Origin of the sequence: Pseudomonas sp. NPDC089752 (assembly GCF_044748725.1) — a bacterium.
In the GTDB taxonomy this organism is placed as follows: domain Bacteria; phylum Pseudomonadota; class Gammaproteobacteria; order Pseudomonadales; family Pseudomonadaceae; genus Aquipseudomonas.
Genome location: NZ_JBIVGP010000011.1, coordinates 177578 through 189217 on the forward strand (window position 1 = coordinate 177578; position 11640 = coordinate 189217).

Sequence of the window (11640 nt, forward strand, 5' to 3'; positions counted from 1 at the left end):
ATTCAGTGACGGTGTTCGCGGGTAACCCCAGCGTCGTAATGGCTGACCACTTGCTGCCAACCGGCGGCGACCAGGGCGGTTTGGCCGAGATCGTCCGGCACTACGGCGGCGCTGTCGCGGCGCAGCCAGACGTCGGCCTCGCCGCTGCTGTCGCCTGGCAGGATCAGCAGGAAACTGCCCGCGACCTCTGGTGCCTGGCTGCGGCCCAGGTAAGCACCGGCCGGTAGCCACTGCCACTGGTGGTTGCCACGGCTCTGGCTGCCGGCATCGACCACGAACGGTGGCAGGCCTTCATCGGCCAGGGCTTGCACGTCGGGTACGGCGGCGGCTTCTTCGCGCAGCAGCTGGATCTCGTCGAACGCTACGCGCAAGTCGGTGAAGATGCCCTGTTCGGCGGCCGTCAGGTCGCGACGGGCGTCGATCTGGTGGCTGGCGATGGTCTGTTCGTCTTCACGCTCACCGCGCAGCAGCACCACCGTGGCGGCGACGATGACGATCAGCAGGCTGACCAGCAGCACGTAGAGGGTTTCGTGCCCGGCACCGGCGGGGCGCACCACCTGGGTGCGGCTGTGGGCCTGGCTGCTCATGGTTGCGCGATGTCGGCGTGGTCGACTTCGACCACGTGGCCGGGGCCTGCGTCGAACAGGACGTAGAACTCACCGTCTGGGCGCTTGAAGGTGAGGGTCGAGTCCTGGCCAAGCTTGCCGCCGACCAGGACTTGCTCGTCGTAGCCGATCACGTCCAGGGTCACACCTGGAGCACCGCTGCCGTCCGAGAAGCCACCGGTGCATTTTACCTGGCCGCCATCGATCTCTTCGCATTCGCACATCGGATTGTGGGCCAGTGCGGGGCTTGCGACCAGTACCAGCAAGGGTAGAGCCAGCCTGCGCATCAGGTGTTTCATGGTTTGCCTCCTTGTTTCTCGAGCCAGGCCACGGTGGCCGGCGAAGCTTTGGCGAGGGGGACCGATGCCTGGTGCATGCTGCCGTCCCAGCCTTCGATGGTGATCCAGACCTGCGCGTCCGGCGCGGTGCGCGGCGGAATTGGCAGGTTGGTGGCCATGCGGTAAGGCGCGCCGAAGAAAATGGTGCCGGCAGCACGCAGGCTGCGGGGTTTGCCGATGCGCAGGTAGACAGCCTTGACCTCATTGACGCAGGCCTTGCACAGCGCGGCGTTGAAGCTCTTGAAGTAGCCCGCTGGGCCATCGGCCAGAGGTGCCTGATCCCTGACTTCGGCCAGGTCGAGGCTATACGGGCCGACCTGGATATTGCTGATCTGGTTCACGCCCAGCCCGGCGTCCCCGCGAAACAGCTTGGCGTCGGCAAAATACTTGGGCATGAAGCCCAGCGGGATGAGGATCAGCAGGATATTGAGGTGGAAGCGCCACTTCAGCCACCACTGCTTGAATGGGGTGGCGGGCACAGCGTGAGCCTGGCTCATGGTTGGATCTCCGCAGGGGTTTCGCTGGCCCGCACGCGGGGCGCACGTTCACTGCGCTTGAGGGCCGCCGCGGTGGCCTGGGCAGTACGTTTGGTCCAGATCAGCAAGCCGCTGAATACCATCAGGGTCAGGATCAGGCCGAAGAAGAACCAGATCAGCTTGATCGGCAAACCGCCAAAGTCGCCAGTATGCAAGGGGCGCATCGATTCGGTGACGAATTCCAGGGCGCTGCGGTCGCTGAGCAGGAACTGGCTGTCCACCTTGCTGGTGTAGGGGTTGACCGCTGCGCTTTGGAACATGAGCGGGTACCAGCCGCGCCCGCCCATGTCGATGTGGCTATAGGCCGTGGCCGGCAGCGAGACGAAGCTGATGTCCAGGCCCGGAATGGCCAACCCGGCAATGCGCGCAGCCTCGTCCAGGTCGATGCGCGGTACCGGGCTGCCATCTTCGCTCAGCGGCACCTGTTCACGGGCGATGACCGGTACTATGGGTTCGCTGGAGATGGTGATGTGGTTATCGAACAGGATCGCCTGTATCAGGAACCAGGTGCCGGTGATCGAGATGACGGCGATGAACCAGATTGACCAGACGCCGGCCAGGCGATGCAGATCGCCCCAGAAGATGCGCGAACCGTGGCCTGTGCGGATGGGTTTGAAGAAGCCTTTCCAGAATTTCTTGTACACCACCAGGCCGGTGACCAGCGACGCCAGCATCGGCAGCCCCAGCAGCGATACCAGGTACCAGCCCCAGCTGAAACCACTGGTGAAAGGTACCAGCCACCAACCGTGCAGGGCGCGAGTAAAGCCTTCGAAGTTGAAGTCAGGTGCCTTGCCCTGTATCGCACCCGTGTAAGGGTTTACGAAGAGTGTCGGGGTAGTGCCGTCTGGCAGGGTGACACGCGCGTTGAGGGCGAAGTGGTCCCCGTCCGGTTGGCTCAGGGAGCGCACGACCATCTCGGGTTCAGCCTTGTTCAGGGCGGTCAGCACTTGCTGGAAACTCAGGCGTTCTGCGCTGTCGTTGGGCTGGCTGGCGCGTACATCCGGGTTGGCCAGCCAGACGATTTCCTGACTGACAACCGCGAGCATGCCGGTAAAGCAGACGATCAGCACGAAGAACCAGATCGGCAGGGCGAGCCAGCTGTGTACGAGGAACCACAGTTTGGACTTGGATTTTTTGGGTGATTTGGCCATCGGACGGTCTTCTGAAAATGAGGGTCGAGCATAAGCCCAACCATGGTGGCTGCATTGATAAAGACGAATGAGAATGGAAATCCTGCCAATTTAAATGCAAGCAAATGTTTCAGAAAGCCGAAAGCCGGCTGGGCGCGCTTGGCATCCTGCCGGCTTGGCGTGGAGCAGGGAGGGGTCAGGCGCTGGTCAAGGCGACGGCCGGTTGCACGTTGTCCTGTTGGCGGGCCAAGTCGTGGTAGAGCGCCTGGCCAATCTCGGCGGCGCGGGACGGCAACACCGACAGCAGGGTATCGCTCAGCCCGTGGCTGTTTTCGCAGAAGCCTTGCAGGTAGACCGAGGCCTGCATCTCGGGGCTGGCCAGAACCCGGTAGTTGCGGTCGACGGCGAAGTCTTCCAGGTAGCCAGCGAGCGGTGCCAGCAGGTCGCGGTGCGAGCGGCGTTCATAGCCGGTGGCAAGGATGATCGCATCGTAACGGTGAGTCTGGTGCTGGTCGGTGGCCAGGTCGCGCAGGGTCAGCTCGATGCCATCGCGGGTGGCGACAACCGCTTCTACCTGGCGACGGCACAGCACGTTGTGGCGGAACTGGTGCGAGACCTTCTGGCGATAGAGGATGCCGTAGATGCGTTCGATAAGGTCGAGGTCGACCACCGAGTAGTTGGTGTTGTGGTATTCACCGAGCAGCTTGGAACGTTGGTCGGCCGGCTCGTTGTAGACCAGGTCGGTGTAGTCCGGCGAGAAAATCTCATTGACGAACGGGCTGTCGTCGGCCGGCTTGAGCGCGGATCCGCGCAGCACCATGTCGACCTTGACCGATGGGTAGCTGTCGTTGAGGTCGATGAATGCTTCGGCGGCGCTCTGGCCAGAGCCGATCACCGCAATGCGCATCGGCTTGCCTTCGGAACAGGGCAGCTTGTTCAGGCTGCTCAGGTACTGGGAATGGTGGAAAACACGCGGGTCATCCTTGAACGCCCCGAACTTTTCAGGGATTTTCGGGGTACCGCCGCTGCCAACCACTACCGAGCGGGTACGCCGGCTGTATTCACGGCCTTGGATGTCGCGCGACACCAGGCGCAGATGCTCGACACGGCCGGCTTTCAGCTCAGGCTCGATGCGCAGCACCTCTTCACCGTAGACGGACTGGGTGGCGAAATGCTCGGCGGCCCAGCGCAGGTAATCGTTGTACTCCAGGCGGCAGGGGTAGAAGGTGCCGAGGTTGATGAAATCGGCCAGCCGCTGTTTCTGGTGCAGGTAGTTGACGAAGCTGTAAGGGCTGGTGGGGTTGCGCAGCGAGACCAGGTCCTTGAGGAACGAAATCTGCAGCTCACTCTGGGTGGCCAGGGTTTCGCCATGCCAGCGATAGTCTTTCTGCTTGTCGATGAACAGCGCATCGAGGGCGTGGCCGTTGGTCTGGGCGAGTTCTTCCAGGGCGATGGCCAAGGCCAGGTTGGAAGGGCCGAAGCCCACGCCGATCAGATCCTTGATGGTTTCCGGGTTTGAAGACTGGCTCATGGCTGCGATTCCATAATGGTCGAATGTGGGCGCCTGCCGGTGCTCCGGCTCCTGCGCGAGTACATTGTTTGGAACGAGCCACGTTGTGGGGAATTTACTGAGGGGCGGCGCAGGCCGTGCGCCGAGGGGTTAAAGCTTTGCGCAACACAGCCGATAGGCAAAAACGTAAGGACCCATTTTCAAGACAGGGACAAGAACATGACCGGTATTGCGGCAATCAGCATCAACAACGTTTCGTCACAGGCATTGGCTACCGCCCAGGCTGCCAGTAATGAAACGGAAAAGACCGAGGATACGCAGAAGAGCGTGGCCACGAGCGCTGCTGAGGACACGGGCAAGGCCCAGGAAGGTGGCGGCGCGAAGGGCGCGCAGCAAAGCGGTGAGAGCTCTGAGCCGGCGCACATCTCGCAATTGCGCGAGATGATCAAGAAACTGCAGAAGCAGATGGCCGAAGAACAGAAGCAACTCGCCGACCTGATGGCGCAGAAGATGGAAGAAACCACCAAGACTGTACTGGTCAGTGCCAAGCAGGCGAGCATTGCCACGCTAAATGGCGAAATCATGCAGGCGACCGCTCAGTTGCTCGAAGCGCTGCAAAAGACCGGTGGCAGCAGCGCTGGCGGCATGGTCAGCACGCAGGCTTGAGTGACCTTTTCAAGCCATTCGCGGCGTAACCCGCGAATGGCTTGCTCACATCAATCGGAGGCCAGGCGGCTCTTGCTCTGCCGCTCCGACTTGTATTGCATCGCCACCGCTGGGGCCGGCTTGGCCGCCCCGGTCTCCAGCCACTGGCGCATGCGGCTGGCATCGGCAAAATGGGTGTACTTGCCGAAGGCATCGAGGATCACCATGGCCACCGGGCGGTTGTCCATGCGCGTCAGCAGCACCAGGCAATGGCCGGCCTCGTTGGTGAAACCGGTCTTGGTCAGCTTGATGTCCCAGTTGCTCTTGTTCACCAAATGGTCGGTATTACGAAAGCCCAGTGTGTAGTTGGGCTTGCGGAAGGCCACGGTCTTTTCACGGGTGGTGGAGAGCTCGCTCAGCATCGGATACTTGCGCGACGCCATCAGCAGCTTGGCGAGGTCGCGAGCGCTGGAGACGTTCTGCGTCGACAGGCCGGTGGGCTCGACATAGCGGGTATGCGCCATGCCGAGGCTGCGGGCCTTGGCGTTCATCGCCTTGATGAATGCCGGGTAGCCGCCCGGGTAATGGTTGGCCAAGGTGGTGGCGGCGCGGTTTTCCGACGACATCAAGGTGATCAGCAAGGTCTCGCGGCGGTTCAGCTCGCTGCCCAGGCGCACGCGGGAATAGACACCTTTCATGTCTGGATTGTTGGCGATGGTCATGGTGAGCATCTCATCCATGGGCAGCTTGGCATCCAGCACCACCATCGCCGTCATCAGTTTGGTCACCGAAGCGATCGGCACCACCCGGTCGGCGTGGCTGGAATACAGTTCCTGGTTGGTGTTCAGGTCGATCAGCAGGGCGCTGCCGGAAGCCAGATGCAGCTTGGAAGGGTCGCGTTGAATCTGGGCTGGGGGTTGTGCAGCAGCGGTCGACGGTAGGGTCGCTGTTCCTGTGAGCAACAGCAGCAGGCTGAGGATGGACAGGGATGTTTTCACGTTGAGGCTCACTAAAAGTTGGTATGTCGTTGGCTGTGCAAGGGTTTTCCCCCTAAAAACCCTCGCATTCTGGAGTATGGCTCAACGGCTGTCGATTGCTCGTTGCAACACCCACTCGATATGAAAAAAGCTTCATGCTGTAACGGTTTTTCCGTCTCCGTTCGTCGGTTCGCGCAGTTAAAAAAAGACCCGCCAAATAGCGGGTCGGAACAGGGGTAGAGCGCAACGCACAACCTATCAGGTCAGGCAATCAGGCGATCACCCTGCAGCTGCTCGGCGAGTGCCTGAGCTGAGGCTCGGGTCGACAGCGGGCCGCTCACGGCTTCGCCGTTGCGCACCAGGTACCAGCAAGCCAACACACCCTTTTCACGCAAGGGAGAGGGGACGGCGCTGCCGATGACTGACATGATCTGGATAGTGGCCATGGGGACCTCCTTTGAACATGTCTCCACCTTACGCAGCCGTCAGCAGGCTTTGAAATCAACTGGCTCAATAGTGCTCATTAGCTTTATCAACGGTGAGCGGGCGATGTGGGGTGAGGTCTGTTACGCTGAACAAACGTTTCAGTTGTGGGCAAGGAGCAGTTCATGTCGGTAACTCCCAGTAAAAATACTGTCTTGTGCATTTCCCTGGCGGGTCGGCCAGGCACTTTTGGCGTGCGCTTCCATAACCATCTCTACCAGCAACTTGGGCTGGATTATTACTACAAGGCGATGAGCACCCATGATCTGCCAGCCGCAGTGGCGGGGATTCGTGCGCTGGGCATTCGTGGTTGTGGCGTTTCGATGCCGTACAAGGAAGCCTGCATAGCGTTAGTCGATGAAGTGGACCCGTCAGCCGCTGCAATCGATTCAGTCAATACGCTGGTCAACACCGACGGTCGTTTGAAGGCCTACAACACGGATTACCTGGCGGTGCGGCAATTGCTCAAACAGCACAAGGTCGATCCAGCCACTGCCTTCGCCTTGCGCGGCAGCGGCGGGATGGCCAAGGCGGTGGCCAGTGCCTTGCGCGATGCGGGGTTTACCGAAGGCGTCATCGTCGCGCGTAACGAGCAGGCGGGGCGCCAGCTGGCGGACGTGTGTGGTTACCGCTGGGTGGCCGAGCTGGGGGATCTGTGCCCGCCGATGCTGGTGAACGTGACGCCAATCGGCATGGCGGGTGGGCCGGAAGCCGATGAGCTGGCATTCACGGAAAACGCCATTGCAGCGGCCGAATGGGTATTCGACGTGGTGGCGATGCCTGCGCTGACACCGCTGATTCGCCGGGCGCAGATGTTGGACAAGTCGGTGATCACCGGGCTCGAGGTCATTGCGTTGCAGGCCCTGGAGCAGTTCGTGCTTTATACCGGGGTGCGGCCTACGCAAGAGCAGGTTGACGCTGCGGTGGCGTACGCACGCGATATCTAGATTGTATTTGCCGGCCTCTTCGCGGAACCAGCCCGCGAAGAAGTCGGCACTGACAACACGTCAAAACGCTTTATGCCCCTTGTCCAGCTGTTCATCCACCAGGGCGCGGCCGTGGGCCAATGAAACATGCTGCGCATTCTCAAGGTCCGAGAAGAACTTCATCGGCATCGATATCCGCTTGCTGGTATGGCCTTGCGGATCGGTGATCAGGCAACCGGCGGCGTAGGGGAGAGGGGAGTCGGGGTGGGGCATCACGCTGGCGGTGATGGTGTGTTCGCGGTATTCACAGTGAAGAGATTGCATCGTCCATACCTCGCTGTGGCTAGTGAAGTGCATACCTTCATATACCACAGCGAGGGGCCGGGAGTTCCCGGCCCGACGAGCGCGTGCCGATGAATCAGCCCTTGAGCTCAGCTGGCTGGATCACTTCTACCCAGTAACCGTCCGGGTCCTTGACGAAGGCCAGGTGGTTCATGCGGCCATCGGCCAGACGTTTCTGGAACGGCACGTTCAATTCTTCGAAGCGGGCGCAGGCAACGCGCACGTCCGGTACCGAAATGCAGATATGGCCGAATCCGCGCGGGTCGGTGTTGCCGTTGTGGTAAGCGAATTGCGGATCGTTTTCGGTGCCGTGGTTATGGGTCAGCTCCAAAACGCCGGGGATGGACTTCATCCACTGGTGGCGTTCGGCGTCGTCGGCGGGAATTTGCGCCGGGTCGACCAGGGCCAGGAAGTACAGGCTGAAGGCCGCCTCCGGGAAATCACGCTTGTCGACCAGGCGGAAGCCCAGGATGCGGGTGTAGAAGTCCAGCGATTTCTCGATGTCCTTGACCCGCAGCATGGTGTGGTTGAAGACGAAATGGGCGGTGGCAACGTCAGGCTGTGCGGTGACGCCTGGCAGTGTTTGCAGATCGTGCAGGCTCATGGGAACTCCAGAGTCGAGGCTGGCACCGGGGCCAGCATAAAAGACAGGCGAGCCATGATACGGCAGTGAAGCGATTGCGCAAATGAAAGCGCCCTGCACGAGGCAGGGCGCTGGAAGAGAGGCCCGCATGTGCGGGCGCGTGATGGGGTCGCTAGTCCTTTAGCTGTCTCGATATTGAGCTCATCCCTGTGAAAAATGTGTGAAGCAGGCGTTGACGTTTCATCAGCGCAGCCAACTTTCCACGGTGCCCGCCCCGTATTCTTCTTTCCAAGCCTTGAGGCCACGGTGGTTGCCGCCCTTGGTCTCGATCAGCTCGCCGGTATGCGGGTTCTCGTAGACCTTCACCACGCGTGGGCGGCGCTGCTGTTTAGGCGCGCTGGCGGTGTTTCGGGTCACGGCCTTGGGATCGAGGATGGCGATGATATCGCGCAGACTTTTGTCATAGCTTTTCATCAGGCCGACTAGTTTCTGCTCGAATTCGATTTCGCGTTTTAGGCCGGCATCCTTTTTCAGCGCCTCCAGTTGAGCCATCTGTTCCTGAAGCGCTTTTTCGGCAGCACGAAACTCTGCAAGTCTGGACACTGTAATCACTCCTGTACGTCATCCGTGGCGGGGCGTGACGAACATTGAAAGCAAATAACGCCGGCCACGCGGGTGGGTGAAACTGTTCGCTGATATCGAGTGTAGACATTAGTAGCAGTTGGGTAAACTGCAAACTTTTCCAAGTAAGACGGGAACTTTGCAAGTTTTCCGGGCGGTAATTTCGATCATCTCCGCAGCCCCGTCACGCGCCGCTAGACCATGGTCCAATGGCCTGTGCCAGAGCCTTTGCGCGATCATTTCAGATGATGGTCGGGTGTTGTTCGGCCGCCTCGTCTCAGCGTGGCAGATTAGTCACAGCTTGTTTATTCGCCTTCCTCTGGATGTTCCCTCGCATGTTCGCCCCCTTTCCTCTCGCCCCCGGGCGCCGTGTTGCCGGCGTGTTTCTGTTGTGCGCCGGCGCACAAGTCCAGGCCTCCGGTTTTCTTGAAGACAGCAGTGCCAAGGTCGAAGCGCGCAATGTCTATTTCAATCGGGATTTTCGTGATGGCCACAGCAGTTCCGGCCAGGGCGCCTCCAAGCGGGAAGAATGGGCCCAAGGCTTCATTCTCACTCTGCAGTCCGGTTTCACTCCCGGCCCGATAGGCGTCGGCGTGGACGCGCTGGGCATGTTCGGCATCAAACTCGACTCCAGCCCTGCAGACAGCAACAGTGGTTTGCTGCCGTCTTCGGGGCATGATCCCCGACATTCCGCCGACCAGTACGCGAAGATGGGCGTGGCGGCCAAGGTCAAGGTGTCCAACACCGTGCTCAAGTATGGTTCGATGATGCCGGACCTGCCCTTGGTGAAGTACAACGATGGTCGCCTGTTGCCGACGATGTTTCACGGCGCCATGCTCACCGCCGAAGAAGTGCGTGACCTGAAGTTCACCCTGGCTCGGCTTAACAAGTACACCGCGCGTGATTCCACCGATCGCCAGGACCTTCGCGTGCACTGCAAGAACAAGCGCTATGCCTGCGATCTCGAAGCCGATCACTTTGACCTGGCCGGGCTCGACTATCGCTTCAATGACCGGGTCAGCGCCCAATACCAAGTGGCCAAGCTGGAAAACATCTATCGTCAGCACTTCCTTGGCATGGTAGCCAGCCAGCCACTGTCGGTCGGCGGCCTGTCGGCCGACCTGCGCCTGATAAAGAGTGACGACATCGGTAATGCCCGTGCGGGGGAGATCGACCATCAGGCCTTCAGCGGCATGCTCGGCTACAGCCTGGCTGGCCACAAGCTCAGTGCCGGCTGGCAGCGCATGTACGGCAACAGCGCCATGCCATACCTGGACGGCAGCAACCCGTACCTGGTCAACTATGCCCAGGTCAACGATTTCGCCGCCGCCCAGGAGCGCTCCTGGCAATTGCGTTACGACTATGACTTCAAGGCGCTTGGCGTGCCCGGCCTGACCTTCTTCACCCGCTACATCAACGGCGACCACATCAAGGTCCCAGGCAGTAACGCTGAAGGCAAGGAATGGGAACGTGACACCGAGTTCAAGTATCAGGTACAAAGCGGCACGTTCAAGAATGTCAGCGTGCGCCTGCGCAACTCCACCTATCGCAGCAATTACCAGACGTGGGCGCGGGACATGGACGAGACCCGGGTCATCGTCAGCTATAACTTCTCCATCCTTTAGCCGACAAGCTGGGAGGTGCCATGAAACATTTACTGCTGATCGGCATCGGCCCGGGTGATCCACGCCAGGTCACCTATGAAGCGGTCGAAGCGTTGCGTCGCGCCACGCTGTTTTTCGTCCTCGACAAAGGCTCGAACAAGGGCGAACTGGTGCGCCTGCGCAAGGCCATCCTCGACCGCTACCGGCCCGAGGGCGGCTACCGACTGGTGCAGGTTGCGGACCCGCAGCGCGATGCCGAGGCCAGCGATTACGTGGCTGCAGTCCAGGACTGGCATCGCCAGCGGGCGGCGTTGTATGCCCGGTTCATCCTCGATGAACTGGGCAGCGAGGATATTGGCGCATTCTTGCTGTGGGGTGAGCCAGGCTTGTATGACAGCACCTTGCGCATCCTCCAACTGGTTCGCGAACGTGGCGTCTCGCTGCGCCTGGAAGTCATCCCCGGTATCAGCAGCGTCCAGGCCCTGGCGGCGCGACATCAGGTGCCACTCAACCGCATCGGCGAGCCCTTGCTGGTGCTGCCCGGCCGTCGCTTGGCGGAGCAGGGCAGACTCGACAACGTGATGGTGATGCTCGATGGGCAGTGCGCATTCGCATCGCTCGACGACCCTGAGCTGGTGATCTACTGGGGCGCATACCTGGGGACGGATGACGAGGTGCTGATCGCCGGGCCGTTGCAACTGGTCAAGGCCCGGATCATGGCGGTGCGCGAAGAAGCCAGAGCGCGCAAGGGGTGGATCATGGATACCTATCTGTTGCGGCGGGAATCGTAGCGCTGCGCGGCCCCCTTGCGCGGGTCAGACCTTGTTCAGTATCCCGAGCACCTTGTCACGCAACTGATCGATGCCGAACGGCTTGCCAATCATGTGCATTCCTTCAGGCACATCAAGGCTTTCGGCGTAGCCGCTGGCGAACAGCACCGGCAACAGCGGCCGCAGTTCACGCGCCTTGGCCGCCAGTTCCTCGCCGCGCATGTCCGGCAAGCCGACGTCGGTCATCAGCAGCGCCAGGGCCTGGTTCGGATCTTCGAGGATTTTCAGTGCAGCAGCGGCACAGTCCGCTTCGATGGCCTGATAGCCCAGTTCGTCGAGCACTTCGACCATCAGCATACGGACGATGTCGTCATCTTCGACTACCAAGAGGTGCATTTTGTGATCCTGTACCAGAAGAATGTCTTTATTCTGTGCGCCAGACAGCAACAGAAGTTCCTTGAGGATACCGATCGTTGCAAAAGGAGGGAACGATTGGCGAACCCAACCTTCAAATACTGGCTAAATGCCCTGCCGAAGCCGACAAAGCTGGTTAGACTCGCTGTTAACCGG

General features: G+C 60.6%; 15 protein-coding genes. 4 read left to right on the forward strand and 11 right to left on the reverse strand.

The window, feature by feature from the left end:
• Positions 1 to 2 precede the first annotated feature (2 nt).
• From ACIPZF_RS19500 to ACIPZF_RS19520, 5 genes are all read right to left on the reverse strand, one after another.
• Positions 3 to 587, reverse strand: a complete 585-nt coding sequence (locus ACIPZF_RS19500; protein WP_400802212.1) for a DUF6162 family protein — start codon at positions 585 to 587, stop codon at positions 3 to 5.
• Entirely contained in the window at positions 584 to 904 is a 321-nt protein-coding gene (locus ACIPZF_RS19505) for a hypothetical protein (RefSeq protein ID WP_400802214.1), read from the reverse strand. The genes ACIPZF_RS19500 and ACIPZF_RS19505 overlap by 4 nt, the downstream gene beginning before the upstream one ends.
• Positions 901 to 1440, reverse strand: a complete 540-nt coding sequence (locus ACIPZF_RS19510) for a thiamine pyrophosphate-binding protein (protein WP_400802215.1) — start codon at positions 1438 to 1440, stop codon at positions 901 to 903. Before ACIPZF_RS19510 ends, ACIPZF_RS19505 begins: the two co-directional genes overlap by 4 nt.
• Complete coding sequence (locus tag ACIPZF_RS19515; RefSeq protein WP_400802217.1) at positions 1437 to 2630, reverse strand: PepSY-associated TM helix domain-containing protein; 1194 nt, start codon at positions 2628 to 2630, stop codon at positions 1437 to 1439. Before ACIPZF_RS19515 ends, ACIPZF_RS19510 begins: the two co-directional genes overlap by 4 nt.
• A 175-nt stretch (positions 2631 to 2805) precedes the next feature.
• A complete protein-coding gene (locus tag ACIPZF_RS19520; RefSeq protein WP_400802218.1) occupies positions 2806 to 4140 on the reverse strand; it encodes a lysine N(6)-hydroxylase/L-ornithine N(5)-oxygenase family protein in 1335 nt (444 codons plus the stop codon).
• A gap of 198 nt (positions 4141 to 4338) precedes the next feature.
• Between ACIPZF_RS19520 and ACIPZF_RS19525 the strand changes: the two genes are divergently transcribed.
• Positions 4339 to 4785: a hypothetical protein gene (locus tag ACIPZF_RS19525; protein WP_400802220.1), complete on the forward strand. Its 447-nt coding sequence runs from the start codon at positions 4339 to 4341 to the stop codon at positions 4783 to 4785.
• A gap of 50 nt (positions 4786 to 4835) precedes the next feature.
• Here ACIPZF_RS19525 and pbpG read toward each other — a convergent pair whose 3' ends face one another.
• Together pbpG and ACIPZF_RS19535 are read right to left on the reverse strand one after the other, a co-directional pair.
• Entirely contained in the window at positions 4836 to 5762 is a 927-nt protein-coding gene (gene pbpG / locus ACIPZF_RS19530) for a D-alanyl-D-alanine endopeptidase (RefSeq protein WP_400802222.1), read from the reverse strand.
• 242 nt (positions 5763 to 6004) lie between these two features.
• On the reverse strand, positions 6005 to 6187 hold the full coding sequence (locus ACIPZF_RS19535; protein WP_400802224.1) for a hypothetical protein: 183 nt from the start codon (positions 6185 to 6187) through the stop codon (positions 6005 to 6007).
• A 162-nt stretch (positions 6188 to 6349) separates the two neighbouring features.
• Here ACIPZF_RS19535 and ACIPZF_RS19540 point away from each other — a divergent pair, with 162 nt between their 5' ends.
• Positions 6350 to 7171, forward strand: a complete 822-nt coding sequence (locus ACIPZF_RS19540; RefSeq protein ID WP_400802226.1) for a shikimate 5-dehydrogenase — start codon at positions 6350 to 6352, stop codon at positions 7169 to 7171.
• Positions 7172 to 7231: 60 nt separating this feature from the next.
• Here ACIPZF_RS19540 and ACIPZF_RS19545 read toward each other — a convergent pair whose 3' ends face one another.
• The 3 genes from ACIPZF_RS19545 to ACIPZF_RS19555 form a co-directional block, all read right to left on the reverse strand.
• Positions 7232 to 7474, reverse strand: a complete 243-nt coding sequence (locus tag ACIPZF_RS19545) for a hypothetical protein (protein ID WP_400802227.1) — start codon at positions 7472 to 7474, stop codon at positions 7232 to 7234.
• 94 nt (positions 7475 to 7568) lie between these two features.
• On the reverse strand, positions 7569 to 8096 hold the full coding sequence (gene gloA / locus ACIPZF_RS19550) for a lactoylglutathione lyase (protein ID WP_400802229.1): 528 nt from the start codon (positions 8094 to 8096) through the stop codon (positions 7569 to 7571).
• Between the two features lie 222 nt (positions 8097 to 8318).
• Positions 8319 to 8678: a histone-like nucleoid-structuring protein, MvaT/MvaU family gene (locus ACIPZF_RS19555; protein ID WP_400802231.1), complete on the reverse strand. Its 360-nt coding sequence runs from the start codon at positions 8676 to 8678 to the stop codon at positions 8319 to 8321.
• Between the two features lie 353 nt (positions 8679 to 9031).
• On the opposite strand from ACIPZF_RS19555, the gene ACIPZF_RS19560 reads away from it, so the two are divergent.
• Positions 9032 to 10321: an OprD family porin gene (locus tag ACIPZF_RS19560; RefSeq protein WP_400802233.1), complete on the forward strand. Its 1290-nt coding sequence runs from the start codon at positions 9032 to 9034 to the stop codon at positions 10319 to 10321.
• A 20-nt stretch (positions 10322 to 10341) separates the two neighbouring features.
• Positions 10342 to 11091: a precorrin-6A synthase (deacetylating) gene (gene cobF, locus ACIPZF_RS19565; RefSeq protein ID WP_400802235.1), complete on the forward strand. Its 750-nt coding sequence runs from the start codon at positions 10342 to 10344 to the stop codon at positions 11089 to 11091.
• Between the two features lie 24 nt (positions 11092 to 11115).
• On the opposite strand, the gene ACIPZF_RS19570 is transcribed toward cobF, so the two are convergent.
• On the reverse strand, positions 11116 to 11466 hold the full coding sequence (locus tag ACIPZF_RS19570; protein WP_400802237.1) for a response regulator: 351 nt from the start codon (positions 11464 to 11466) through the stop codon (positions 11116 to 11118).
• Positions 11467 to 11640: the final 174 nt, after the last annotated feature.

Bases quoted from the DNA above. Each gene is read 5' to 3' on its own strand.
- ACIPZF_RS19500 (WP_400802212.1), bottom strand. From the start codon at position 587: ATGAGCAGCCAGGCCCACAGCCGCACCCAGGTGGTGCGCCCCGCCGGT.
- ACIPZF_RS19505 (WP_400802214.1), bottom strand. From the start codon at position 904: ATGAAACACCTGATGCGCAGGCTGGCTCTACCCTTGCTGGTACTGGTC.
- ACIPZF_RS19510 (WP_400802215.1), bottom strand. From the start codon at position 1,440: ATGAGCCAGGCTCACGCTGTGCCCGCCACCCCATTCAAGCAGTGGTGG.
- ACIPZF_RS19515 (WP_400802217.1), bottom strand. From the start codon at position 2,630: ATGGCCAAATCACCCAAAAAATCCAAGTCCAAACTGTGGTTCCTCGTA.
- ACIPZF_RS19520 (WP_400802218.1), bottom strand. From the start codon at position 4,140: ATGAGCCAGTCTTCAAACCCGGAAACCATCAAGGATCTGATCGGCGTG.
- ACIPZF_RS19525 (WP_400802220.1), top strand. From the start codon at position 4,339: ATGACCGGTATTGCGGCAATCAGCATCAACAACGTTTCGTCACAGGCA.
- ACIPZF_RS19535 (WP_400802224.1), bottom strand. From the start codon at position 6,187: ATGGCCACTATCCAGATCATGTCAGTCATCGGCAGCGCCGTCCCCTCT.
- ACIPZF_RS19540 (WP_400802226.1), top strand. From the start codon at position 6,350: ATGTCGGTAACTCCCAGTAAAAATACTGTCTTGTGCATTTCCCTGGCG.
- ACIPZF_RS19545 (WP_400802227.1), bottom strand. From the start codon at position 7,474: ATGCAATCTCTTCACTGTGAATACCGCGAACACACCATCACCGCCAGC.
- gloA (WP_400802229.1), bottom strand. From the start codon at position 8,096: ATGAGCCTGCACGATCTGCAAACACTGCCAGGCGTCACCGCACAGCCT.
- ACIPZF_RS19560 (WP_400802233.1), top strand. From the start codon at position 9,032: ATGTTCGCCCCCTTTCCTCTCGCCCCCGGGCGCCGTGTTGCCGGCGTG.
- cobF (WP_400802235.1), top strand. From the start codon at position 10,342: ATGAAACATTTACTGCTGATCGGCATCGGCCCGGGTGATCCACGCCAG.
- ACIPZF_RS19570 (WP_400802237.1), bottom strand. From the start codon at position 11,466: ATGCACCTCTTGGTAGTCGAAGATGACGACATCGTCCGTATGCTGATG.